We start from the raw sequence: 23700 nt of genomic DNA, 5'->3' as shown, positions 1-23700 counted from the left end.
GAAAATTCCAGTTTGCTGTGCTCGTTCCTAGCAGGGCTAGGGGCAGGCACGCCCCAACAAGAAGCTGTCCCAAAGGGGCAAGAATGGGGACTGCGGACGATTTCTTGGACCGTTACGCGGCCCTTCCCAGCGCGGAGCGGAACTCGGCCGGCGTGCGGCCACCGAGCGCATCGCTGCGCCTCTCCGTATTGTATCGACCGATCCAGCCCCCGAGCTCCTCGATGAAGCGGGCGGGGGTCCAGTCCGACCAGTCCCTGCCGTGCCAGAACTCCTTCTTGAGCAGGCCGAAGAAGCCCTCCATCGCCGCGTTGTCCGGGCTTCAGCCCTTGGCGGACTGAATTGGCTACACTGATGTGGACAGTTCCAGGAGGGGCGCAAGAGACGGGAAGGCCGTGTGCGCGTTCCTGCGCGAGGGCCGCGGGGAGGGGCTGCCTGGGTACAGCGCCTGTCAACTCGGTCTACGTCTTTGATGACCGGGTCGTACTCAATATCAACTTCACGGATGATGCCAAAACGGTCACCCGTGAGGAAGTGTTGGGTTCGAGTGCTATGGACAATGTTCCAGCATGCTGGGATCGAATTCGCTTGCCGGGATCACGCGGTAGCCGTGGCGCAGGAGCAGGTCAACGAAGACACCGTTACCCGTTGTGAGCGTGCCGCTGAAGGATCCGTCGTAGATATGGCCCACGCCGCACGACGGGCTACGGTCCTGCAAGACGCACGCAGCGATCTCGGACGGGCCGCCCGCCTGCTCGCACATATCGAGCGCACGTTGGGCACCCAGGCGAAACTCGCGATCGACTGAGACGCCCTCGCAGGTACGGACCTCGCCGCTCACAATCTCGGACGGCTTGCGCGGTGTGGGAAGGCCGCCAAAGACCTCGGGGCATACCAACAGGACCTCGGTCCCCGTGCGCTCGCACGCCTCGACCAGCTCGCGATGGTAGTTATCGAGCCCGTTATACTTGCAGCTCTCGCCCATCAAGCAGGCACTCACCACGATCTTCATATAACAACTCTCCTCACGCAAAATCGCCCCATTTGAGATGGACACTCAAATGGGGCGATTGACACAGCGCAACTAGTGTTACTGCTGCTTTGGCATCAGCGGATTCTCGCGCGTAAGGAGATTCATGAACTCCTCGCCCGTAATCGTCTCCTTCTTGTACAGATAACGAGCCAGCTCGTGGAGCTTAAACTTGTTCTCCTTGAGGATCTGCAGGGCACGATCGTGCGCATCCTCAATCAGCTTGGCGACAATCGCGTCCACGCGCTCGGCCGTACCGGGGGCGCAGGTGAGCGACGTGTCCTGATTGAGATACGCGTTCTGCACGGTACCGAGCGCCATCATGCCAAACTCTTCGGACATACCAAAGCGCGTCACCATGTTACGGGCGAGCTTAGTGGCCTGCTCGATGTCGTTGGCCGCACCGGTCGTCATCTCGCCAAAGATGAGCTCCTCGGCAGCACGTCCGCCGCAGTAGACGGCGAGCTTGTCCAGAACCTCCTGGCGCGTGGTCAGGAAGCGCTCGTCCTCCTCGACCTGCATGGTGTAGCCCAGAGCGCCGCTCGTGCGCGGCACGATGGTGATCTTGGTAACCGGCGCAGAGCCCTTCTGGCGGGCGGCAACGATGGCATGGCCGATCTCGTGGTAAGAAACAACCTGCTTCTCGTGATCGGACAGCACCGTGGACTTGCGCTGCTGACCGGCGATGACAACCTCCACCGACTCCTCAAAATCGTCCTGAGTGGCGCGCTTGCGACCCTCGCGGACGGCACGCAGGGCGCCCTCGTTGATGATGTTGGCAAGGTCGGCGCCCGAGGCACCGGGCGTGGCGCGGGCAATCGCGGTCAGGTCGATCGGCGGCTGCGTCTTCACGCTCTTGGCATGGAGCTCAAGAATGTTCTTACGTCCGGTCAGGTCGGGCAGCTCAACGGGAATACGGCGGTCAAAGCGGCCGGGGCGCAGCAGGGCCGGGTCAAGGCTATCGGGACGGTTGGTGGCAGCGAGAACGACAATACCCTTGTGGTTATCAAAGCCGTCCATCTCGGTCAGCAGCTGGTTGAGCGTCTGCTCGCGCTCGTCGTTGCCACTAAAGCCGCCGCCATCGCGCTTCTTGCCGATGGTATCGATCTCATCGATAAAGACGATGCACGGGGCCTTTTCCTTGGCCTGCTTAAACAGATCGCGAACCTTAGCGGCGCCACGGCCGACGAACATCTCGACGAACTCAGAACCAGAAATACTAAAGAACGGAACGCCCGCCTCGCCGGCAACGGCCTTGGCAAGCAGGGTCTTACCCGTACCCGGAGGGCCGACAAGGAGGGCACCGCGCGGCAGCTTGGCGCCGATCTCCTCGTAGCGCTGCGGCTTCTCCAGAAAGTCGACGACCTCCTTGAGGGACTCCTTGGCCTCTTCCTGGCCGGCGACATCCTTAAAGGTCACGCCCACATCCTTGGAGGCGATCACGCGAGCACCGGACTTGCCCAGTCCACCGCCGCCAAAACCACCGCCGCCAAAGTTCATCGAGGGACCGTCATCACCCATGGCCTTCTTCATGCGGCGGTTGAGCCACCAGCCAATCAGGAAGAAAATCGCCATGGGAAGAATGAGGGTGAGCAGGTAGTAGGTCATCAGACCCGAGTTTTTATCGGGAACGACCGATTCCAGGGACGCACCGGATTCAAGCACGCGATCGGTAAAGCCCGCATCGTTCGGCACACCGGTCGTCTTGTAGGCGATGTTCTCGTCCTCGCCCTTCTTGGTGTAGTAAATCGTGTAATCGTCCGTGTTGTACTCGACCTTGTCGACACTCTTCTTATCGAGCGCTTTGACAAACGTCGAGTAATCGGTCTTCGTAATCTGCTGCGTGTGACCGATGTTGGGGAACAGAACGGTCGAGAGCACGAGGTAGACGACGAAGGCGATGAGCACGTAGAGGATCATATTCCGTCTACGTTTGTTGTCATCCATCTCCATCTGCTTGAACTCCATCTACTGGGGTTGATAATGTTTTCTAGAATACCCAACCCGAACGGCGATAAACCGACGCCGGGCACGAAAGGACAGAGATGGCATCACTGGAAGTCGGCAAGGTTCAGATCTACACGGGCGACGGCAAGGGCAAGACGACGGCTGCGCTGGGGCTCGCGCTGCGCGCCACGGGCTATGGGCTTAACGTGCTCATGCTTCAGTTTGCCAAGAAGCTGCACTGCGCCGAACATGACGCAGCACCTCGATTGGGGCTACGCATCGTACAAGCCGACCGCGACACGCCCGAAGCCTGTGCCGCACAGATCATGGAGCTGGCGCGCGAGCAGATTAGCCAAGTCAACGTGCTGATCTTGGATGAACTGGGAGAAGCCATGCGACGGGGCTTTGTGACGCGCGAAGATGTCGAAGCGTTGATCGCGATGAAACCGACCACCACGGAGCTCGTGCTCACCGGCCGCGGCTTGCTGCCCCTCGCCGACCTTGCCGACCTAGTAACCGAAATGCGCCCCGTCAAACACTACTTCGACGAAGGCCTCCTAGCCCGCCAAGGCATCGAATACTAGCCATTGCGGACGTCCCCAATGGCTAGGCAGTGGCGCGGCCTAGCCAGTTGCCGCTGTGATGGTAGACGGTGAACATCGTGGCCGTGATGAGCCAGGTTACGGGATAGACCAGCAGCAGGTGCTCGAGCGACGGATCAAAGGGCATGATCGCAAACACCCAGATTACCCTTAGGACAACGGTGCCAAAGATGGTGAGGACCATGGGCTGGAAGCTCACGCCGGCGCCGCGGATGGAACCCGACGCGTTCTCGATAATCGAGAAGATCGCGTAGAACGGCGCAATGAAATGGATGATGGTCGTGGTGTAGCCCGAAATCGAAGCATCATCGACAAACAGACGCGACAGGGGACCCGAGAACACCAACAGTACACAGGACAGGCCACCGATGAGCAAAAACGACAGCACGAGCGACGTGTGATAGCCCTTGCGCATGCGATCGTAATTACGCGCGCCAAAGTTCTGCGCCGAGAACGTGGTGATGGACACGCCGAGCGCCTCGGTCACCATCCAGATGATGCCATCGAGACGGCCCGAAAGGCCCCACGCCGTCGTAACATCGGCGCCAAACGAGTTGACCGAAACCTGAATCAAGACGTTGGAAATCGAATACGCCGCCGATTGAAAACCCAGCGGCAAACCGCACGAAAGCATGCTCTTACAAATACCGCGATCGATGCCGAGCTTGGATATCGACAAACGCCACGCGCCCGGAGCACGCATCATGCGAATCACAATCATCGTAGCATTAGAGCAAATGGTCAGTGCCACCGCGATACCGCAACCCAGGGCCTCCAGATGCAGCACGGCGACAAAAATGATATCCAGCACCACGTTCACGAGGCAGCCGGAAGCAATAATCACGGCAGGGCCACGCGTGTCGCCCACAGCACGCAGCAGCGCGGTACCCATATTGAGCAGCAGCGCCGCAAACATGGCGGCAAAATAGCAGCGAGCATAGGCTACGCCCTCGGCAAGAAGCTCGTGCGGCGTATTCATCAAAACGAGCATGGGCTCGACAAGCACCACGCCAAGAATGGAAACGACGATACCGCCCACGAGCGCAAGCGCCATGGCCGTATGGACTGAACGACTCAAGCGCTCGTCATCGTGCTGGCCAAAAAACTGGCCCGTAATGACAGCGCAGCCGGCACCGACGCCGACGCAAAATCCGATGCAGAGCTCCGTGAGCACCATTGTTGCCTGAATGCCACCAAGCGCGAGCTTGCCGCCAAACTGACCGACAATATAGGTACCGATAAGCGTGTAGGCCTGCTGAAAAAACGAACTAAAAAAGATGGGAACGCACAGAGACAGCAGCTGCTGCCAAATAACACCCTGCGTCACATCGATAGCCGTAGATTTTTTAGCCACACGCCCTCCCCACCAGCGTACGTCAAACAACAAAACGGCAATTTAAGACCAAAGCCAATACCAGCTTAGCACCGACCAAGAGTTCTAGAAACACCGCCGAAGACAAAGCCCCGCAACAGGCGACTAGTGATACAGTCCCGGCTGGTAGTGATACTCGTTGCTCACATGCGGGCACAGCTGCCAAAAGGCGACGGCACTCGCAGCGGCCACGTTGAGCGAATCGACCCCGTGCGCCATCGGAATACGCACGGCACGGTCGCAGCCCGCGATGGTCTTGGCGCCCAGGCCGGCACCCTCGGTGCCCATAAAGATCGCCAGACGGTCAATCTCGCGCAGCGCAGAATCGTCCAGCGAAACGGAGTCGTCCGTCAACGCCATGGCGGCACAGGTAAATCCGGCATCGTGCAGCGCCGCCAGGCCATCATGCGGCCACACGCGCGCCTCGCTGCCAATACGAGTCCACGGCACCTGAAACACCGTGCCCATGCTCACACGGGCGGAACGACGATACAGCGGATCGCAGCACGTAGGGCTGACCAAAATACCGTCAACATTCAATGCGGCAGCCGAGCGGAAAATCGCGCCCACATTGGTATGGTCGACAATGCCTTCGAGCACGCACAGGCGCACCGGGCGCTCCCCCGCCGCCTCGACGACGCCGCCCAAGAACTCGGCTACCGGAATCTGGCGTGGACGACGGAATGCCGCGAGCGCACCGCGCGTCACGTTAAAGCCCGTCAGCTGCTCCATGAGCTCCATCGAGGCCACAAACACGGGAACCGGGCCCTCACCGTCACGTGAGGACAGGCACTCAAACAGCGGCATCATCTGCTCGAGCCAGCGCTCGCCCAAAAGAAAACTCACCGGCTCGTATCCGGCGCGCACCGCACGCTCGATGACCTTGGCACTCTCCGCGATAAAGATGCCCTTTTGCGGCTCCAGTACGCAACGTAGCTCACGCTCCGTCAGTCGCACGTAGGCATCGAGCCGCTCGTCCTCGAGCGAATCGATTCGCAGCACCTCAACGGCATCAGTCATAGCAGCTAGCCCATACCCTTCTTATAGCAGCATCTATATCAAACGAGGCGACGCCAGGCGCCGCCCCCTCAATCATTCCAACCCGATTAAATCGCAGGCAAAAGGAGCTTTAGGCATCGACGCGACGATACGTCACGAACTCATAATCGACGCCTTCATCGCCCTCGCCCTCAGCAATCGTGGCAACCCCGTCGCGCCGCGCGACTTCCCACGCAGGATCGGTATCCAAATTGGGAAAATACGTATCCACGGCATGAATGCAGTGATTGTGCGTGACCTCGGCCTCTGCGCAATACGGCAAAAACTGTCGATAGACATCGCCGCCGCCAATCACCCACGCAACAGGCTCATCGGCAACCGCAGCGAGCGCCTCATCGATACTATGCACCACATCGACGCCCTCAGGGGCAAAGCCCTCGTCGCGCGTGAGCACGATATTGCGGCGGTTCTTGAGCGGGCGCCCACCGGGAAAACTCAGCAGCGTCTTGCGCCCCATAATGACCGGATGGCCTTTGGTGCACGCCACAAAATGGCGCATGTCGGCGCGATTGGACACCACCATGTCGCCCTCGCAGCCAATGCCCCAGTCGTCGCACACGGCGACGATGGCAGAAAGCTTACACGTCATAAGCGCCACCTACACCGCAATGGGAATGTTCTTGACCTGCGGGCCGTGCTCATAACCCTCGACAATCAAGTCATCGGTCGTAAACGCGTAGAAATCATGCACATCGGGGTTAAGCGATACCTTGGGCGCCGCAAACTGCGGACGCTCGATAAGTTCGCGGACGATATCGACATGACGATCGTAAATGTGGGCATCGGCAATCACATGCAGCAGCTCACCGGGAATCATATCGACGGACTGTGCGACCATCATCAACAAAATGGCGTACTGGCACACGTTCCAGTTGTTCGCGGCCAAGATATCCTGACTACGCTGGTTGAGAATCATATTGAGCGTCGGCTTGTCGTCCTGCGGACGCTGCGTGACGTTATAGGTCACGCTGTAGGCGCACGGATACAGGTGCATCTCGGACAGGTCGCTAAACACATAGGTGTTCGTCATAATGCGGCGGCTGTACGGCGTGTGCTTAAGATCGTACAGCACACGGTCCATCTGATCGAAGTCGCCCTCGGAGTAATGACTCTTCTGGCCAATCTGGTAGCCGTAGGCCTTACCGATAGAGCCGGTCTCGTCAGCCCACTCATCCCAAATATGGCTGTTGAGGTCATGGACATTATTGGACTTCTTTTGATAGATCCACAGGATCTCGTCCATGGCAGACTTAAGCGCCGTACGGCGTAAAGTGAGCGCGGGGAACTCCTCGCGCAGGTCGTAGCGTGCCGTAACGCCAAAGTTTTTAATGGTATAGGCAGGGGTGCCGTCCTCCCACACCGGACGGACCTTTTGGCCCTCGGTAGTGGTGCCATGGTCCAGAATATCGCGGCACATGGCTACAAACTGTTGATCAGCTTTGCTCATTGACCCTCCTGTCAGTCGGCTATAAGCGAGATTCATTGTAGCCCAGGCGCACGCGGCCCCACAGCCCAAACATAAGCCCTCATTTTCCGACATATGCCAAAAATAACTTGTGCGCATCCGCATGCGCGCTATTCTATTACTGACATATGTCAGATTTGGAGAGTGTATGGCAGGAAGACGCGAAAAAATACGCCGCGTTGGGATTATCCCCGAATATCGCGGCTTTACCCCCGACGGCCTTGCCAGCGGAGACGCCATCGACATGACGGTCGATGAGCTCGAAGTCCTACGGCTGTGCGACCTGGAAGGCCTTAATCAAGAGGCAGTGGCACAGCAGATGGGCATCGCGCGCGCCACGGTGGCGGCCATCTGCAGCCGAGCGCATCGCAAGGTGGCAAACGCGCTGGTCAACGGGCGCGCGCTCATCATCGCAGGCGGCAATATCGCATACTCCCCCATCACCACGACGACGGCCGTATGGCCAGCAAAGGAGGTCGGCACCATGAGGGTGGCAACGACGTACGACAACGGCAACATCTTTATGCACTTTGGTCGCAGCGAGCAGTTCAAGATCTACGACATCCAGAATGGCAAGGTGCTCAACGAGCAGGTCGTAGGCACCGGCGGCACTGGTCACGGCGCATTGGCGGGTCTGCTTGCCAACGGTGGCGTCGACACGCTCATCTGCGGCGGTATCGGCGGCGGCGCCATCAACGCGCTCACCCAGGCCGGCATCACGGTCTATGCGGGCGCCCAGGGCAGCTGTGACGCCTGCGTCAAGGCTCTCATTGCCGGCACGCTCGCTCAGACCGGCGAGGCCACCTGCGGCTGCCATGGCCACGACCGCGAGCACACCCATGAGCACGGCGAGGCCTGTGGCTGCCACGGCCATCACGACCACGACGGGCACGAGGGCTGCGACCGCCACTAACGGCACGGCACCGCGAGCTCGGGGCGCAACGCTGAACGCAACCCAACAATCAAAGCCAACAACAAAGGCCACCCGGTAGCTTCCGAGTGGCCTTTGCCGTATCAAGCTGGAATTACAGCACTATTTCTTATTGCGCATCTGAGCTTCCATCTGGCGCAGCAGGTCCATATCGGACTTAGGACCGCCCGTCCCAAGGCCGCCCAGGCCGCCCATGCCGCCCAGGCCCATGGCATCCAGACCGGGAATATTGGGCATGCGCATCTTTTTGCCCTTCTTACCCTTCTTGCCCTTCTTGCCACCAGCCTGTGCCTGATTGGCCATCGAGCGCATGCGGCCCATCATCTTGTTCATCTCGCCCCACTGCTTCATAAGGCTATTGACCTCGGTGGGAGTCACGCCGGCGCCCTTGGCGATACGGGCGCGACGCTGGCCGTTAATGATAGAGGGACGCAGGCGCTCCTCCTTGGTCATCGACATGATGATGGCCTCGTTCTTGTCGAAGATGCCCTCGTCCAGGTTGCCGCCCATCTGGTTGAGTGCGCGCTGGCCACCGGGAAGCATACCCAGAATGCCCTTCATGCCGCCCATCTTCTTGACGGCCTTCATCTGGTCGAGCATGTCGTTCATGGTAAAGCCCTCGCGCAGCATGCGCTCGGCGGCCTCGAGCTGCTCGGCATCGGCGGCCTCCTGGGCCTTCTCGATGATGCCGACAACGTCGCCCATGCCCAAGATTCGCTTGGCCATGCGGTCGGGATAGAACGGTTCTAGCGAATCGGGCTTCTCGCCCATGCTCACAAACTTGATGGGCTTGCCGGTCACCTGACGCACGGAAAGCGCGCCGCCGCCACGGGCATCGCCGTCGAGCTTGGAGATAATCACGCCATCAAAGTCGGTGCGCTCGGCAAACGTCGAAACCACGTTGACGATATCCTGGCCGGTCATGGCATCGACGACCATCAGCACCTGGTCGGGCTTGACGGCCTTCTTGATGTCGACGGCCTCCTGCATCATCTGCTCGTCGATCTGCAGACGACCGGCGGTATCGACGATGACCACGTCACGCAGGTGGTCGACGGCCTCCTGAATGGCGCCCTTGGCGATATCGACCGGGTGCTCGCCGTCACCGCGGAAGACCGGAACGCCGATCTCTCCACCGAGCGTGGCCAGCTGGTCGGCAGCGGCGGGACGGTAGACGTCGCACGCGGCGAGCAGCGGCGAGCGGCCCTGTTTCTTGAGCAGGTAGGCCAGCTTTACGGCCGCCGTGGTCTTACCGGAGCCCTGCAGGCCCACGAGCATGATGACATTGGGAATGCGGTTGCTAAAGACGAGCTTGCTCTCGGTGGAGCCGAGCATCTCGGTGAGCTCGTCGAGCACGATCTTGACGACGTTTTGTGCCGGCGACAGCGACTCCATGACCTCGGCGGTCATGCAGCGCTCCTTGGTCTTGGCGACAAACTCCTTGACGACCTTAAAGTTGACGTCGGCCTCGAGCAGCGCCATGCGAATGTCGCGCATGGCCGAGGTGATATCGGCCTCGGTCAGCTTACCCTTGCCGCGCAGGCGGTCAAATGTGTCGTTGAGGCGATCGCTCAGGGAATCAAACACTGGTTACTCCTTAGTTGGACTCGCCCACCAGGGCGCGGCAGAAATCTTTGGCATTGAACTCCTGCAGGTCATCGACCTGCTCGCCCACGCCCACGCGCAGGATCGGAAGCTTGAGCTTCTCGGCCACGGCCATGGCGATACCGCCCTTTGCCGTGCCGTCAAGCTTTGTCATGATAATACCGTCCAGACCCAGCGCCTCATTAAACTCGAGCGCCTGGTTCAGGCCGTTTTGGCCTGTCGCGGCATCGATCACGAGGACGACCGAGACGGGCATGGGACCGGCGGCCATATTGGCGGCGCGCTTGCGCGTCACGTTGACCACCTTGGCAAGCTCGCGCATGAGCTCGGGGCTCGTGTGCAGGCGGCCGGCGGTATCGATAAGCACCAGGTCGCTGCCGCGCTTATCGGCCTCGTCGAGCACGTCGTAGCAAACGCTTGCCGGGTCGGAGCCGCGGTCGCGCTTGATGACGGGAACACCGGCGCGCTGGCCCCACACATCGAGCTGCTCGATGGCGGCGGCGCGAAAGGTATCGGCCGAGCCGATCACGACATTTTTACCGCGGGCAGCCATGGCACTCGCGATCTTGCCGACCGTCGTGGTCTTGCCGGCACCGTTAATGCCCACAAACAGCACGCAGCTCGGCGTGTCGGCGAACGGATCGCGCTCAACGGGAACAAAATGCTGCTCGAGCTGCTCGGCCAGGGCGCGACGGAGTTGCGGGGCGGTCTTGAGGTTTTTCTTGGCGGCCGTCTCGCGCAGGTCATCGGACACCTTGATCGCGACCTCGGCACCCATGTCACCCATGACGAGAGTGTCCTCTAGGTCCTCCCAAAAATCCTCGTCGACCTCGCCGCCAAAATAAAAGACCTCGTTGAGGGCCTCGCGGCTGCGCTCAAGTCCGCGCGAGAGAGCATCGAAGAATCCCATTATGCATTCACGACCTTTCCGGTTTCGCGATCGAGTTTTTGCGAGACGACGCGACTGACGCCGTCGGCTTGCATCGAGACGCCGTAGAGGACGTCAGCGTCCTCCATAGTACGGCGCTGATGCGAGATAACCAAGAGCTGCGTATCGGAACGCAACACGTCGAGCGCGCCGATGAGCTTGGACAGGTTGGCGTCGTCGAGTGCCGCCTCGACCTCGTCCAGCACATAGAACGGCACCGTACGCGTGCGATACACGGCAAAGAGCAGGGCAAGCGCCGTCAGGCTCTTCTCGCCGCCCGACATGAGCATCATCTTGGTGATGCGCTTGCCACGCGGCTGCGCCACGACCTCGATGCCTGTCTCGGCCGGATGCTCGGGATCGGTCATCTCCAGATGTGCCTGGCCACCCGGGAACAGCATGGCAAAGATCTCGCGGAAGTTCGCATCGACCTTCTCGAAGGTCACCAGGAAGGCCTTACGCATCTTGCGGTCGATGGCCACGGTGATCTTGGTGAGCGCCTTGCGCGCGCTCTCCAGATCGGCCAGCTGCTCCTCGATATAATCGGCGCGGCGCTTGAGCTGCTCGTACTCCTCCATGGCAACCTGGTTCACAGGGCCCAGGTTGTTGATCTGGCGCACGAGCTGGTTAAGCTCACGCTCGGCGGCATCGCGGTCGGTGGGAGCAGGAAGCATGAGCGCTTCCTCGAGCACCGTGGTGCCATCGGCGGTAATGGCCTTGATGGCCGCCTCTACCTGCACCTCGAGCTTGCCGCGTGCGACCTTGAACTCGTTTTGCGTCGCCGTGGCGGCATCGACCCGTTCCTTGGCGCGGGAGACCTCGGCCTTGGCGTCTTCAATGGTCTTCTTGAGCGAGGCCGAATCCGCCTCCTCAAGCGTTGCCTGGTCACGCAGACGCGCGGCCCAATCCGACGCGCGCTCCAGCAGGGCCGAATAGCGCTCGTGCATGGGGTCGACGCGCAGGCGCAGCAGCTCGAGTGAGCGCGAAGCCTGGCGTGTTCCGCGAATGCGACGGTCGATGCCCTCAAGGCGATGCTCCAGATCGGGCACGCGGCCCTTCAGCGAACGCAGACGCTCGCTCGTCTGGGCCAAACGGACCTTAGCGTCGGCGAGCTTGCCGGCAGCCTCGGAATCGTCACGGCGCACGCGATCGAGCTCGTCGTTGGCTTCGGCAATCTGAAGACCCAGGTCGCTTGCCTGCGCACGAGCCTCGTCACGCAAACGAGTGAGCTCGTCAACGCGCGGGCGAGCGGCGCGAACCGCCTCGGCAGCCTGCTCGCGGCGCTTGGAGATTCGCACGCGCTCGACCTCGGCATTGTTGGCGCTTTGCTCAAGGCGGCCGATTTCGGAAAGCAGCGAGCGACGTTCGCCCTCAAGACGGGCAATCTCGCCGGCGGCATCGCCCTCGGCGGCACGCGCCTCCTCGACGGCCGCATTGGCCTCGACGACCTGATCCGACACATGCTCAAACACTGCGGCCAGATCGGGCTCCAGGCCCTCCAGCTCGCGAATACGACGCTTGCGCTCCAAGGCACCCGAAGCCTCGCCGGCATCGAGCCCCACGCGCACCAGACCGCCACAGCTCACGCGGGCACCATCGGGCGTCACGTAGGTCACGCCCTCAACGATCGGAGCGGCCAAGGCAGCGGCAAGGTCATCAACCACGTAATACCCACCGAGCAGCGCCTCAACAACCGGTCCATATCCGGCGCGCACGGACAGGCGGTCGACCAGACGGGAACCGGCAGCGCCCTCGGCAGCGGCAGACCCGCTCACACCGCGTGCCACCAGCAGCGCCTCGCCCGAGGCCTTCTTCTGGTCAAGGGCTGCACGACCGGCACGCTCAAGCGTGGCGGCGTCATCAAACAGCAAGGCATCGATATCGCCAGCAAGCAGCTGCTCGACCAGGCCCTCGAGCTCACGAGGGGCCTCGAGCACATCGCCCAGACGGCCTGAGACATCATCGCCCAACGCGCCCATCAGACGGCTCACCAGCGGCGAGCTGTCAGCCATGCGGGCATCGAGCTTCTTTTGGCTCGCGAGCTCAGAGCGAACCTCGGACAGTTTGTTGCGCGCCTCGCTCTCGCGATTACGCAGGTCCTTCAACGCCGCACGGGCGACCTCGGTGGCCTCGCGCGCATCGACCTGGGCCTGGCGAGCCGCCTCAAGCGCACCGTCAAGCTCCTCAGCGCGGTCGCGACGGCTCTCGAGCGAGGCCGTGACCTCCTCGAGCTGCTCGTCGATCTGCTCCAGGCGCGAGGCGTACATGTTGTCCTCAACCTCGGCGTTGCTCAGCGAGTCCTTCACCTTGGCGAGCTCGAACGCGGCGTTATCGGCCACACGCTGCACTTCGCGCTGCTCGCGCGTAAGCTGCGAAACCTGATTGTCGAGCGCAACGCGACGCTCGTGGAGCTGGGCGGCGGCAGGTCCGGCGGCGTCAACGTCGTCCTGGGCCTGCCCGTGCGCACCGGTCACTTCCTCAAGCTGGGCACGCGCATCCTCGAGCTCCTCGACCACGCGACGACGCTGATGCTCGGAGCTCGAGATCTGGCCGCGCATGTCGGACAGGCGCGACACCATGTTGTGACCCTTTTCCTCAAGCAGGCGCATATCGGAGTTAATGCGGCCGACCACATCTTGCATATGGCGGCGCTGCTCGCCCAGATCGCCCACAAACAGGCCCTTTTCCTCGAGCATGACCTGGAGCTTCTCGAGTTCGCGCTCCTTTTCGCCCAAGCGGTACTGCGCAAGCTCAAGCTCGGCCGCGCCCTCCTTGGAGCGGCTCTCCAGGTCGTTCCACTGCGACTGCAGCGAACGCAGTTCGTCGACGGCCAGCATCTGCGTAAGCTCGTTCGCGCGCGAGGACAGCTCTTTGTACTTGCGCGCGCGATCGACCTGACGCTCCAGCGGCCGCAGCTGACGGGCGATCTCTTTATTGATATCGCGGGCACGGGTCAGGTGCTCGTCCATCGATTTGATCTTTTTGAGCGCACGCTCCTTGCGGCGCTTGTGCTTGGAGATGCCGGCGGCCTCCTCGATCAGGGCACGGCGCTCCTCGGGGCGGCTCTGCAAAATGGCATCGAGCTTGCCCTGACTGATGATGGAATGTGTATCCTTGCCCAAGCCCGAATCGTGCAGGATGTCCTGAATGTCCATCAGACGACACGGGCTCGAGTTGATAAGGTACTCGCTTTCGCCCGAGCGATACATGCGACGGGTGATGGCGACCTCGTCAAAGTCGACGGGCAGCATATGATCAGAGTTATCGAGCACCAGCGTGACCTCGGCAACACCCACCGGCTTGCGCGCCGACGAGCCCGAGAAGATAACGTCCTCCATGGCCTGGCCACGCAGCTGCTTGGCACTCTGCTCGCCCAGGACCCATAGAATCGAGTCGGAGATATTCGATTTTCCCGAGCCGTTGGGACCGACGATAACGGTCAGGCCCGGCTCAAATGACATATGGGCGCGGTCGGCAAACGACTTGAACCCTTTGAGCGTGAGGGACTTGAGATACACGGTTCCTCGCTTAAACGAGCTTCTTGTTGAGGATCACGCCGTTGGTGGTGTAGCCCATGCGGTCGAGCGCCTCGAGCGCAGCGGCCCCCTCGGCCTCCTTCTTGGAAGCACCAGTGCCGCGGCCCTGGCGGATGCCGTCGACGAGCACCACGGCGGTAAAGGTAGGCGCATGCGCCGGGCCCTCGGAACCAACCAGCTTATATGCCGGAGGCTCATGGCCGTCGGCCTGCACGCACTCCTGCAAAAACGACTTGGGGTTCGCGGGGTGCTCGGCACGCTCGGAAGCCAGGTGCGGCTTGAGCGTGCGGTGGATGAACTCCGCCGCAACGTCCCAGCCGGCATCCAGGTACAGGGCGCCCACGAGCGACTCGTAGACGTTCTCGAGCGCCGAATGCAGGCCGCGCGCGCCCGTGCCGGTCTCGGAGGCGCCAAAGATGATGATGTCGTCGATACCCAGCTCGTGCGACACCTCGGACAGCGTGGCGCCCGAGACAAGGGAGACCTTCAGACGCGTGAGCTTGCCCTCGTCAAACTCGGGATAGGACTCAAAGAGCGAACGAGCCACCACGGCGCCCAAAATGGAATCTCCCAAAAACTCAAGGCGCTCATAGCTGGCAGAGACCGGCTGGCCCTCGACGGCCGAGGGATGCGTGAGGGCTGCGCGCAGCAGCACCTTGTTATTGAACTCATGGCCCAGGATTTCCTGGGCGCGCGCAAGTCGTTGAGACAAAGCCAAGACTTAGGCCTCCTTGGCGTTTTCGATTGCGTCGACGGCGTCGGCGACAGAGTTGAGCGACAGCAGAGTCTCGTCATCGATCTCGAGGTTGAACTCATCCTCAATGGCCGTCACCAGCTGCAGGCGCTCGAGCGAGTCGGCATCGAGGTCGTCAAAGGTGGTCTCGTCACTAATATCAGCAACATCGACACCCAAAACGTCAGCGGCGACTTCGGCGATCTTATCGAAGATTTCGGAGCGGTCCATAGCGCTTCCTCTCGTAGTTCATGGAACACAACACAACGCGGCAGTCGGAGCCGCATTGCAATACGGCTCCGATTCTACCCCACGCGGTACCGATTGAGCCACGACACGGGGCTCTTATAAAACGATACCGTCCATGGAGTCGGCAACGTCCTGGACGAGCCCGGCACGTACGGCCTGGGCCGCGGCAAGCGTACCGTTCTTGACGGCCTCGACCGACGTGGCACCGTGGCCGATCAAAACGACGCCGCGCAGGCCCAGCAGAATCGCCCCACCCTTGGCGTCGCCCGAAAGCTTGGCCTTAATCTGGCGCATCTGCTTCTTTATGAGCAGCGCAGCGATCTTAGTGCCAAGAGAAGTCATAAAGGCACCCTTGAGCTCCTGCAGCAAAAACTTGGCAGCGCCCTCGGTGGCCTTGAGCGCGATGTTGCCCGACATGCCGTCGGCAACGACGACATCGAAGTTACCTGAAGTGATGTCCGTTCCCTCGCAGTTGCCAACAAAGCCGGGAACGGCGGCTTTCATGACCGGGAAGCAGGCCTTGGTAAAGTTGGAGCCCTTCTCGTCCTCGGTGCCATTGGCGAGCAGACCTACGCGAGGATGCTCGATGCCCAGGACGACGCGGGCATAGGCGCTGCCCATCTGCGCAAAGCGCACCATATCGTCCACATCAACATCGGGGTTGGCGCCCATATCGCACAGCACCGTCAGACCGCCGGCGCGATTGGGTAGCGCATTGGTCAGACAGGGACGTACCGGCTGCTTCTTGCCTTCGGCCATATATCTAAACGGCGTCACATAGGCGGTGGCGGCAGCAGTCATGGCACCGGTCGAGCCGGCGGAGAAGAATGCGTCCGCATTTCCCTTCTTGATGGCGCGGCACGACAGCACGATCGACGATTTACGCTTGGTCATCACGGCGCGAATGGGATCGTCATCCATGGCGATAACGTCGGGTGCCTCAAGGGCCTCAACACGTGCATGGGAAGCAGCAAAGGGATTGACGATTTCAGCGGGGCCAGCTGCCAAGACCTCGATATCGGGATCGGCGGCAAGCGCAGCCTCGATACCATCGAGAACAACCTGAGGTTTCTCGTCTCCGCCCACAACGTCTACACAAACGCGAACGTTACTCATATACATGCTCCTTATACAAAAATGGCCGACTCATTGAGCCGGCCATTGTGGTTCCATTTGGAACGGCATCGCATCCAGAGTATACCGTTACTCGGTAACGATAACCTCGCGGTCCTTGTAGAAACCGCAGCTGGGGCACACGTGGTGCGGAAGCTTGACAGCGCCGCAACGGGGGCACGTGGACTGAGCCGCAGCCGAGATCTTCATGTTGGCGGAACGACGGGTGTGAGTGCGGATACGACCCTGCTTTTGTTTAGGTACGGGCATAGTGACCTTCCTTATGAACTATCCAGTGTGGCGATTACGCGCAAGTAGCGATACTACCACAGTTTTACTCATCGAGCTTGAGATTCTTCAATGCTGCAAATGGATTTTCCGTGTCAGCGGCCCATTCTGCCTCTGCCTGGGTGGCGCAATCGCATTGCTCGACGTTGAGATTGCAACCGCAAGTGGGACACAGACCGCGGCAATCGGGCTTGCAGAGCACCACAAACGGCGTGTCCATGACAACGGCATCGTTGATGGGCTCACCCAGATCGACGATGCGGTCCTCACCCAGGAGCTCGTAGCCGTCCTCGTAGGCCTCGGGATCCTCGGGCTCCTCAAAGAGGTAGAACTCCTCGATCTCGCCGGCGATATCAAACGAAGCGGGCTCCAGACAACGGTCGCACTCGCCGGTGGCGTGCGCGCGGACCATGCCCGTGAGCAAGACACCGGTACCGGCATTGGTAAAGACAACGTCGTAGTCGATGCCGTCCTGTAGCTGGTACTCCTTCTCGCCCACCGTATAGGTGGCGACATCGACCTTGCCGGTCAGCGGATACGAATCTCCGGGAAACTCGAGCTGTTCGGAAAGATCGACGGTAACGCTCGGGAACTCAGCCATTACCACTGACCATTCTGTTGGGCGGCACCCTCGTTGAGCTGCTGACGGCAACGGGTAACGGTGCCGGTCAGGCTCTTGAGATTCTCCTCCAGGTGCGTAAAGACCTGCTCTGCGTAGTCCTCGGCAGCATAACGCGTCTCGCGCTCGTACTGCTGGGCACGATCGCGGATGTCGTCGGCCTGCTGCTGTGCCAAGCGGACGATCTCCTGCTCACCGGCAATGGTGAGGGCCTGCTGCTGAGCGTCGGCGATGATGGAATCGGCCTGAGCGGCGGCGGAAGCCATAAGCTCCTCGCGCTCCTTAAGGATACGGCGGGACTTCTGCCACTCCTCGGGATAGCTCATGCGGATCTCGTCGAGGATGTTGAAGAACACGTCGGCGTCGATGACCTTGAACTGAGCGTTCTTGCCGAAAGGCGGCTTGGCTTCCTCGATCAGCCCTTCGAGCTCATCGACCAAGCTGACGATCCTATCGCCAGGAAAATTCTCGCCCGGCATCCGGTCTCCTTTCATAGGTAACATATCATCGTGCTAGTTTACCACATGCCACCAGGCAATAAAAAACGTCACGAAAAGCGATGTCTGAGCGCTTCGACCACGTTGGGCGGGACAAACGTCGATACATCGCTGCCGAGTGAGGCGATCTGGCGAACGACCGAGCTCGAGATATAGCCGTACTGCGGCGCACTCATGACAAAGATGGACTCCAGCTCGTTATCCAAGCGATAGTTGAGATCTGCCTGCTGCAGCTCGTACTCAAAGTCGGTCATGGCGCGCAGGCCCTTGACAACGGCCCCCGCCCCCTGCTCGCGAGCGAAGTCGACCAAGAGGCCGGTAAAGGGCAGGACGTCGACGCCGTCGATATCACCGAGCGCCTCGCGGGCCAGCGCCACGCGCTCATCGAGCATAAACGTGGTACCCACACCGTTTTTACCCTGCGACTCGGCAACAGCGACGATCACGCTGGGAAAGATGCGGCGGGCGCGGCGGATGACGTCGATATGGCCAAACGTGATGGGATCGAAGGTGCCCGGGACGATCACGCGGTTGATGGTGTCACTCATGGGCGTTCTCCTGAACCGTCGTGGCATCGTTGTTGTGAGCATCGGTGCCGGCGCAATCTTCCTCACCATCGTCATCGCCAACCCAACGAAGCAGGTCGACCGAGGTAATGCCGTAGCGCTTCTCGCGCACGATCTCAAAGCCTGCCGGATGCGCGCCCGCATCGGCGGCGGCATGCTCAAACAGGGCATAAGCGCCAGGTGCAAGCAGACCCTGCTGAGCCAGGTTCTGCAGCAGCTCCTCGACCGGCTCGGCACCAAAAGCATAGGGCGGGTCGAGCAGGACCAGATCAAAGGGGCCGCCCGGCACACGACCGCGCGAGGCACTCGCCAGCATGTCGCCCGCTATCACGCGCCAACGCGCACGGTCACGGCAGAGCGACTCGATATTCTTGGTAATGAGCCGCGCGGCATTCCGATCGATCTCGAACGTCGTGAGCGAGCGGGCACCACGTGAGAGCATCTCTAACCCTAAGGCACCGGAGCCGCCAAAGGCGTCCAGCACGCGGACCTCGTCCAGATCGAAGTCAAATGCCGACATGACCATAGATGCGCATGCCTCGCGCACGCGATCGGTCGTGGGGCGGGTGACATCGCGACCACGGGGCTCCTCGATCTTACGACCGCGCCATTCGCCGCCGATGATTCTCATCCTCCGCTGACCTCCTTAAAAATGTGTCGATATCGCATGGCGACCGCATCGCGCAGGGGGCGCGTCGCCACGGAGTCAAGGTTGCAAGCATACCGCAAGAGCTCGACCGCGTCCAAATGGGCCCACTCGATCAGCTCCTCGTCGGCATCCAGGTCGACAAAGCGCAGAGTCACACCGCCATGCTGGCGGTACCCCAGGATTTCGCCCTCGTGGCGCAGACGAAGGTCCATCTGGGCGAGCGTAAAGCCGTCCGAGGTCTTCTCGAGCGATTGCAGGCGGTCTTGCGCCGCCGACGCGCCGCCGTTGCCCTTGGAGTGCGTCATGACCAGGCACGTGCCCGACACACTGCCACGGCCCACGCGACCGCGCAGCTGGTGCAGAGCAGCCAAACCAAAGCGCTCCCCGTTCTCGATGACCATGACGGTGGCGTTAGGCACGTCGACGCCCACCTCGACCACCGTAGTCGAGACGAGCACGTCGATCTCGCCGCGCTTAAAGGCATCGATAACCTGGTACTTCTCCCCCGCTGGCATGCGGCCGTGAAGGCGCTCGATGGCAAGACCCGGCAACGACAGACGCAGGCGATCGAGCTCGGTCGCCGTATCGTGCAGCGGCACGGGGACCGTCACGCGGCCCTCGTCGTCGCGGGCGATACCGGGCACGTCCTCCAGATCATCGGCCGAGTCACTCGGCTCCACGAGCGGGCAAATCACGTAGGCCTGCTGACCCTTTTCATGCGCCTCGCGGATGGCGCCATAGGCAAGGTCGCGACTCGACTCGGTAAGCACGCGTGTCGTCACGCCAGCGCCAGGGACGGGCCGATGGCGGATGATACTCGTGTCCAGATCGCCGTAGACCGAAAGCGCCAGCGTACGCGGGATGGGCGTTGCCGTCATAACGAGCAGATCGGCACCGGGGCCCTTCGCGCGCAAGGCATTGCGTTGGCCGACGCCAAACCGGTGCTGCTCATCGATGACTACGAGCGACAGATACTTAAACGCCACGTTATCCGAAAGGACCGCGTGGGTTCCAAAGAGGACGTCGAGCTCTCCCGATTCCAGCTGTGCATGGATGCGCTCGCGCTCTGCGGCCGGCGTGGCACCCGTCAGAAGCGCCCAAGACATGCCGGCCTGCGAGAGCAGAGGGCCGGTCTTATCGGCATATTGACGCGCCAGCACGCCCGTGGGCGCCATAACGCAGGCCTGTGTGCCGCTATCGGCAGCCACAGCCAGCGCGCAGGCGGCAACGGCGGTCTTACCGGTACCGACATCGCCCAGCAGCAGGCGGTTCATCACGCGCCCGCCATCGCACATATCGCGCAGGATGTCTTGGAACGCGGCCTCCTGCTCGTCGCTCAGCGAAAACGGCAGGGCCTGCTTGAGCGCGGCCAGGTGCTCACCCGCGGCGTGGGCGTAGGGAGCGACTTCGACCAAGCCGCCGTCGTTGCGCAGGCGCAGCGCCAGCTGCAGGTAGAGGCACTCCTCGTAGGCAAGCCGTGCGCGCGCGATATCGCGCTCAGCCATGCTCGAGGGAAAGTGGATCGATCGAAGGGCACGGGCATGGCTCATCAGGCGACGTTTAACGCGTAAGCGTGCCGGAATGGGATCAAAGGGATTGCCGACGACCTCGAGCGCGCCACTTACGATACGGCGCATCCATGCCTGACTCACGCCGTCACTCACGTAATGGACCGGCAGGATAGTGCCCGCGGCGCGCCCTTCCTCAAGCTTTTCAAAGTGCGGCGAGGCCATCTGCTTAAAGCCGTAGGCAAACTCGACCTTACCCATTACGGCTAGGCGGTCGCCCTGCTTAAGCTGCTGGGCAATCCAGGGCTGGCAGAAAAAGGCGACCTGCAGCACGCCCGTCTCGTCAACGAGTGAGACCTCGGTCACCTGCATGCGCGGACGCGGCTGCTTTTGGACGATACGATCGACCGTGGCGATGATGGTACACACGGTACCGATGGGCGCCATCTCGATGGACCAGGAGCGCGTAAAGTCCAGGTATCGATGAGGGATATGGAGAAGGAGGTCCCCCACCGTCCGAATTCCCAGACGGCGAAGGGCCTCCTCACGTTTACCCGAAACATATTTGAGTCGCGCGATATCCTCGTCGAGCGCATTGCTCTGGGCAAAGCGCTCCGAGACGCGCGGCACGGAGCACAGTTCGGACATGGGCAGTTGCCTACTCGATCGAGAAGATCACGGGATAGAGCGGCTGCTCGCCACGATGGGCGTCGATCTCCAGATCGGGCTGAGCCTCCTCGATAGCGTCGACGATCTCCTGGAAGGCCTCATCGGACAGTTCCTCGCCGGCCAGAATCGTCAGCGCGTCGCCCTCCTCTTCCTCCTGCATACGGTTGATGCAATCGAGCGTGACCTGCTTCACGTCGGAGCCGACCACGTCGATGGAGCCGGCAATGATGCCCATGACGTCACCGGAGTGAATTGGCGAACCGTCGGAGGCACTGGAGTCGCGCACGGCGCGGGTGACCTCGCCATCGCGGACCTCGCTGATGGCGTCGACCATAGCGGCGACGGCATCCTCGAGCTCGGAATCGGGCAGGACCGCGAACAGCGCGGAGAAGGCCTGCGGAACGGTCTTGGTGGGAACGACGGCGACCTTCTTGTCGGTGCAGGCAGAGGCAGCGGCCTCGGCGGCCATGCGGATGTTGCCGTTGTTGGGCAGAATGATGACCGAGGTCGCGTTGACCTGGTCTACCGCGCCCAGCAAGTCGGCGGTCGAGGGGTTCATGGTCTGACCACCCGACACGATCACGTCAACGCCGAGGGACTTGAGGATATCGGCCTCGCCCGAACCGGCGGCAACGGCGACAAAGCCCAGGGCCTTCGCGGGCTCGGCGGCCTTCTCCTGATCCTCGTGGATCTTGGCGGTACGGTCGTGGGCCTCCATCTCCATGTTATGGATAAAGACCTCATAGATCTGACCAAGCTGCAGCATGTGCTCGAGCACCAGGTTGGGGGTGTTGGAGTGCACGTGGATCTTGTAGTCGGGGTAGGCGCCCACGAGCAACTCACAGTCACCCATGGAGCCCAGGAACTTGAGGCACTCGTCCTCGTCAAAAGGAGCGTCGGCCTTAAAGAGGAACTCGTTGCAGTAGCGGAACTCCGAGCCCTCCCAGTCGTCGTTGGCCTCGATCTCAACACGACCAAGGGCCGCGTCGCGGGCAGAGCCAGCGGAATCAAACGTGGCGGAGAAATCCTCGACAACGGTGCTGCGGCCAAGCGCAGCGGCAAGAAAGTTCTCAAGGAAAATAGCAAAGCCGAAGGCGCCGGAGTCGACCACGCCGTTCTCCTTCAGAACGGGCAGCAGGTCGGGCGTGCGGGCGACGGACTGGTAGGCCTCGACGACGATAGCGTCGAGCGCATCCTCGGCCGAGAACTTCTTCTTTTCGCACTCGTCGGCCTTGGTCGAGACATCGCGCAGCACCGTGAGGATCGTGCCCTCGATGGGCTTACGGACGGCCTGGAAGGCGACCTTGACGGCTCGGCGGAACGCATAGGCAATGTTGGCGGACGTAATGGGCTCGTCGGCAGAGACAAGACCCTCGGCCACGCCGCGCAGGATCTGCGAAGTGATGACGCCGGAGTTGCCGCGGGCGCCCATCAGGGAGCCGTGGGTGATGGCGCCGGCAATGGCCTCCATGTCGGCATCGGCGGGAAGGGCAGAAAGCTCCTTGGTCACCGAGGCGAGCGTGAGCGACATGTTGGTGCCGGTGTCGCCGTCGGGCACGGGAAAGACGTTGAGCTTGTTGATCTCCTCGGCCTTGTCGGAAACGGCAGCCGCAGCGATCGGAAAACAGGTGCGAATGGTCTTTGCAATCATGGGTATTTGAATCTCCGTTTTCGGATGCTAGTTCAGACGGCTCTTGAGCGCGTCGATATGGATGCCGATCTTAAGGCTGGCGGGATCGATCTGGGCGATCTCCTGCAGGGTGAAGGCAACGGAGCTCGAAAGATTGTGGCAGACGGACTTCATGTTGACGCCGTTCTCGAGCACGACGTGAAGATCGACCGTAAGGCCGTTCTCGTCGGCGGAGACAAGCACGCCCTTGCGGAGGCGCTGACCGGCAAGCAGGCGCACGCTCTCGGCGCCTTGGAGCTGCTCAGCCATACCGACGACGCCATAGCACGTCATCGCAGCATAACCGGCAATATCGGCAATAACGTCGTTCGAGACGCTCAGGCTGCCGTTAATGGTCTCAGACACAAGAATCTCCTTATCTGGTGCTCGCGGCACCATGTCGTGGGAGCAATCATTGCAATATTCTACAACGACCGCGCCATGTTGAGGTGGTGGGTCGCGGGATTACATCCTCGACACGAAATGTTGATATGGCAACGTTCGAGTCAAGTGGTCGCGGCATGAAAAAACCCGCCGCATAAGCGACGGGTTTTACAACCTGGCTCCCCGGGTAGGACTCGAACCTACAACAGCGCGGTTAACAGCCGCGTGCTCTACCATTGAGCTACCGAGGAATTTAAAAGCCCAGCGGAATGGGCTGAGAAATT

General features: G+C 61.2%; 23 protein-coding genes and 1 tRNA gene. 2 read left to right on the top strand and 22 right to left on the bottom strand.

Translation table 11 applies throughout. The features are described 5' to 3' along the window. Window positions 1-112 precede the first annotated feature (112 nt). From DW112_RS05290 to ftsH, 3 genes are all read right to left on the bottom strand, one after another. On the bottom strand, window positions 113-301 hold the full coding sequence (locus DW112_RS05290) for an IS3 family transposase (protein WP_099431656.1): 189 nt from the start codon (window positions 299-301) through the stop codon (window positions 113-115). A 246-nt stretch (window positions 302-547) separates the two neighbouring features. Further along, window positions 548-1009, bottom strand: coding sequence for a DUF523 domain-containing protein (locus tag DW112_RS05280; protein ID WP_118328496.1), 462 nt, complete (start codon window positions 1007-1009; stop codon window positions 548-550). Between the two features lie 78 nt (window positions 1010-1087). Continuing rightward, entirely contained in the window at window positions 1088-2980 is a 1893-nt protein-coding gene (gene ftsH / locus DW112_RS05275; RefSeq protein WP_195363938.1) for an ATP-dependent zinc metalloprotease FtsH, read from the bottom strand. A gap of 92 nt (window positions 2981-3072) precedes the next feature. On the opposite strand from ftsH, the gene DW112_RS05270 reads away from it, so the two are divergent. Continuing rightward, window positions 3073-3558, top strand: a complete 486-nt coding sequence (locus DW112_RS05270; protein ID WP_118328495.1) for a cob(I)yrinic acid a,c-diamide adenosyltransferase — start codon at window positions 3073-3075, stop codon at window positions 3556-3558. Window positions 3559-3580: 22 nt separating this feature from the next. On the opposite strand, the gene DW112_RS05265 is transcribed toward DW112_RS05270, so the two are convergent. The 4 genes from DW112_RS05265 to thyA form a co-directional block, all read right to left on the bottom strand. Then, window positions 3581-4930 (bottom strand): MATE family efflux transporter, encoded by a 1350-nt coding sequence (locus DW112_RS05265; RefSeq protein WP_118328494.1) that lies wholly within the window; start codon window positions 4928-4930, stop codon window positions 3581-3583. 123 nt (window positions 4931-5053) lie between these two features. Continuing rightward, window positions 5054-5968, bottom strand: a complete 915-nt coding sequence (locus DW112_RS05260) for an RNA methyltransferase (RefSeq protein WP_118328493.1) — start codon at window positions 5966-5968, stop codon at window positions 5054-5056. A 109-nt stretch (window positions 5969-6077) separates the two neighbouring features. Beyond that, window positions 6078-6596: a dihydrofolate reductase gene (locus DW112_RS05255; RefSeq protein ID WP_118328492.1), complete on the bottom strand. Its 519-nt coding sequence runs from the start codon at window positions 6594-6596 to the stop codon at window positions 6078-6080. 9 nt (window positions 6597-6605) lie between these two features. Then, window positions 6606-7454: a thymidylate synthase gene (thyA, locus tag DW112_RS05250; protein WP_118328491.1), complete on the bottom strand. Its 849-nt coding sequence runs from the start codon at window positions 7452-7454 to the stop codon at window positions 6606-6608. A gap of 166 nt (window positions 7455-7620) precedes the next feature. On the opposite strand from thyA, the gene DW112_RS05245 reads away from it, so the two are divergent. Continuing rightward, window positions 7621-8385 (top strand): NifB/NifX family molybdenum-iron cluster-binding protein, encoded by a 765-nt coding sequence (locus tag DW112_RS05245; RefSeq protein ID WP_118328490.1) that lies wholly within the window; start codon window positions 7621-7623, stop codon window positions 8383-8385. A 120-nt stretch (window positions 8386-8505) separates the two neighbouring features. Here DW112_RS05245 and ffh read toward each other — a convergent pair whose 3' ends face one another. The 15 genes from ffh to DW112_RS05170 all read right to left on the bottom strand — a co-directional run bounded on the left by ffh (window position 8506) and on the right by DW112_RS05170 (window position 23667). Beyond that, window positions 8506-9990: a signal recognition particle protein gene (gene ffh, locus DW112_RS05240; protein WP_118328489.1), complete on the bottom strand. Its 1485-nt coding sequence runs from the start codon at window positions 9988-9990 to the stop codon at window positions 8506-8508. Window positions 9991-10000: 10 nt separating this feature from the next. Continuing rightward, a complete protein-coding gene (gene ftsY / locus DW112_RS05235) occupies window positions 10001-10918 on the bottom strand; it encodes a signal recognition particle-docking protein FtsY (protein WP_118328488.1) in 918 nt (305 codons plus the stop codon). Continuing rightward, a complete protein-coding gene (smc, locus tag DW112_RS05230; protein ID WP_118328487.1) occupies window positions 10918-14454 on the bottom strand; it encodes a chromosome segregation protein SMC in 3537 nt (1178 codons plus the stop codon). The genes ftsY and smc overlap by 1 nt, the downstream gene beginning before the upstream one ends. Window positions 14455-14464: 10 nt before the next feature. After that, entirely contained in the window at window positions 14465-15190 is a 726-nt protein-coding gene (gene rnc, locus DW112_RS05225; protein WP_118328486.1) for a ribonuclease III, read from the bottom strand. 3 nt (window positions 15191-15193) lie between these two features. After that, window positions 15194-15436, bottom strand: coding sequence for an acyl carrier protein (locus tag DW112_RS05220; protein WP_118328485.1), 243 nt, complete (start codon window positions 15434-15436; stop codon window positions 15194-15196). Between the two features lie 114 nt (window positions 15437-15550). Next, complete coding sequence (plsX, locus tag DW112_RS05215) at window positions 15551-16570, bottom strand: phosphate acyltransferase PlsX (protein ID WP_118328484.1); 1020 nt, start codon at window positions 16568-16570, stop codon at window positions 15551-15553. An 87-nt stretch (window positions 16571-16657) separates the two neighbouring features. Further along, window positions 16658-16837, bottom strand: a complete 180-nt coding sequence (gene rpmF, locus DW112_RS05210; protein ID WP_022094017.1) for a 50S ribosomal protein L32 — start codon at window positions 16835-16837, stop codon at window positions 16658-16660. A 64-nt stretch (window positions 16838-16901) separates the two neighbouring features. Next, window positions 16902-17456, bottom strand: coding sequence for a DUF177 domain-containing protein (locus DW112_RS05205; protein WP_118328483.1), 555 nt, complete (start codon window positions 17454-17456; stop codon window positions 16902-16904). Further along, the gene (locus DW112_RS05200) at window positions 17456-17953 is read right to left on the bottom strand and encodes an ATPase (RefSeq protein ID WP_040358176.1); all 498 of its coding nucleotides are present in this window, start codon (window positions 17951-17953) and stop codon (window positions 17456-17458) included. Before DW112_RS05200 ends, DW112_RS05205 begins: the two co-directional genes overlap by 1 nt. Window positions 17954-18021: 68 nt before the next feature. Next, window positions 18022-18519 carry a pantetheine-phosphate adenylyltransferase gene (gene coaD / locus DW112_RS05195; RefSeq protein ID WP_117842503.1) on the bottom strand — a complete coding sequence of 166 codons (498 nt, stop codon included), beginning with the start codon at window positions 18517-18519 and terminating at the stop codon, window positions 18022-18024. Further along, window positions 18512-19168 (bottom strand): 16S rRNA (guanine(966)-N(2))-methyltransferase RsmD, encoded by a 657-nt coding sequence (gene rsmD, locus DW112_RS05190; protein ID WP_118328482.1) that lies wholly within the window; start codon window positions 19166-19168, stop codon window positions 18512-18514. The genes coaD and rsmD overlap by 8 nt, the downstream gene beginning before the upstream one ends. Then, the gene (locus DW112_RS05185) at window positions 19165-21342 is read right to left on the bottom strand and encodes an ATP-dependent DNA helicase RecG (RefSeq protein ID WP_118328481.1); all 2178 of its coding nucleotides are present in this window, start codon (window positions 21340-21342) and stop codon (window positions 19165-19167) included. Before DW112_RS05185 ends, rsmD begins: the two co-directional genes overlap by 4 nt. 10 nt (window positions 21343-21352) lie before the next feature. Continuing rightward, window positions 21353-23014 (bottom strand): DAK2 domain-containing protein, encoded by a 1662-nt coding sequence (locus DW112_RS05180; RefSeq protein WP_118328480.1) that lies wholly within the window; start codon window positions 23012-23014, stop codon window positions 21353-21355. A 27-nt stretch (window positions 23015-23041) separates the two neighbouring features. Further along, window positions 23042-23431, bottom strand: a complete 390-nt coding sequence (locus DW112_RS05175) for an Asp23/Gls24 family envelope stress response protein (RefSeq protein WP_187361832.1) — start codon at window positions 23429-23431, stop codon at window positions 23042-23044. 161 nt (window positions 23432-23592) lie between these two features. Continuing rightward, a tRNA-Asn gene (locus tag DW112_RS05170) sits at window positions 23593-23667 on the bottom strand. Between the last annotated feature and the right edge of the window lie 33 nt (window positions 23668-23700).

Origin of the sequence: Collinsella sp. AM09-41 (genome assembly GCF_003473245.1) — a bacterium.
GTDB lineage: Bacteria > Actinomycetota > Coriobacteriia > Coriobacteriales > Coriobacteriaceae > Collinsella.
Note: the sequence above shows the minus strand (reverse complement) of the source record. Positions and strands in the feature narration are given on the sequence as shown.

Coding starts and splice junctions, on each gene's coding strand:
- DW112_RS05290 (WP_099431656.1), bottom strand. CDS start 301: ATGGAGGGCTTCTTCGGCCTGCTCAAGAAGGAGTTCTGGCACGGCAGG.
- DW112_RS05280 (WP_118328496.1), bottom strand. CDS start 1,009: ATGAAGATCGTGGTGAGTGCCTGCTTGATGGGCGAGAGCTGCAAGTAT.
- ftsH (WP_195363938.1), bottom strand. CDS start 2,980: ATGGAGATGGATGACAACAAACGTAGACGGAATATGATCCTCTACGTG.
- DW112_RS05270 (WP_118328495.1), top strand. CDS start 3,073: ATGGCATCACTGGAAGTCGGCAAGGTTCAGATCTACACGGGCGACGGC.
- DW112_RS05260 (WP_118328493.1), bottom strand. CDS start 5,968: ATGACTGATGCCGTTGAGGTGCTGCGAATCGATTCGCTCGAGGACGAG.
- DW112_RS05255 (WP_118328492.1), bottom strand. CDS start 6,596: ATGACGTGTAAGCTTTCTGCCATCGTCGCCGTGTGCGACGACTGGGGC.
- thyA (WP_118328491.1), bottom strand. CDS start 7,454: ATGAGCAAAGCTGATCAACAGTTTGTAGCCATGTGCCGCGATATTCTG.
- DW112_RS05245 (WP_118328490.1), top strand. CDS start 7,621: ATGGCAGGAAGACGCGAAAAAATACGCCGCGTTGGGATTATCCCCGAA.
- ftsY (WP_118328488.1), bottom strand. CDS start 10,918: ATGGGATTCTTCGATGCTCTCTCGCGCGGACTTGAGCGCAGCCGCGAG.
- DW112_RS05220 (WP_118328485.1), bottom strand. CDS start 15,436: ATGGACCGCTCCGAAATCTTCGATAAGATCGCCGAAGTCGCCGCTGAC.
- plsX (WP_118328484.1), bottom strand. CDS start 16,570: ATGAGTAACGTTCGCGTTTGTGTAGACGTTGTGGGCGGAGACGAGAAA.
- rpmF (WP_022094017.1), bottom strand. CDS start 16,837: ATGCCCGTACCTAAACAAAAGCAGGGTCGTATCCGCACTCACACCCGT.
- DW112_RS05205 (WP_118328483.1), bottom strand. CDS start 17,456: ATGGCTGAGTTCCCGAGCGTTACCGTCGATCTTTCCGAACAGCTCGAG.
- DW112_RS05200 (WP_040358176.1), bottom strand. CDS start 17,953: ATGCCGGGCGAGAATTTTCCTGGCGATAGGATCGTCAGCTTGGTCGAT.
- coaD (WP_117842503.1), bottom strand. CDS start 18,519: ATGAGTGACACCATCAACCGCGTGATCGTCCCGGGCACCTTCGATCCC.
- rsmD (WP_118328482.1), bottom strand. CDS start 19,168: ATGAGAATCATCGGCGGCGAATGGCGCGGTCGTAAGATCGAGGAGCCC.
- DW112_RS05185 (WP_118328481.1), bottom strand. CDS start 21,342: ATGTCCGAACTGTGCTCCGTGCCGCGCGTCTCGGAGCGCTTTGCCCAG.
- DW112_RS05180 (WP_118328480.1), bottom strand. CDS start 23,014: ATGATTGCAAAGACCATTCGCACCTGTTTTCCGATCGCTGCGGCTGCC.
- DW112_RS05175 (WP_187361832.1), bottom strand. CDS start 23,431: ATGGTGCCGCGAGCACCAGATAAGGAGATTCTTGTGTCTGAGACCATT.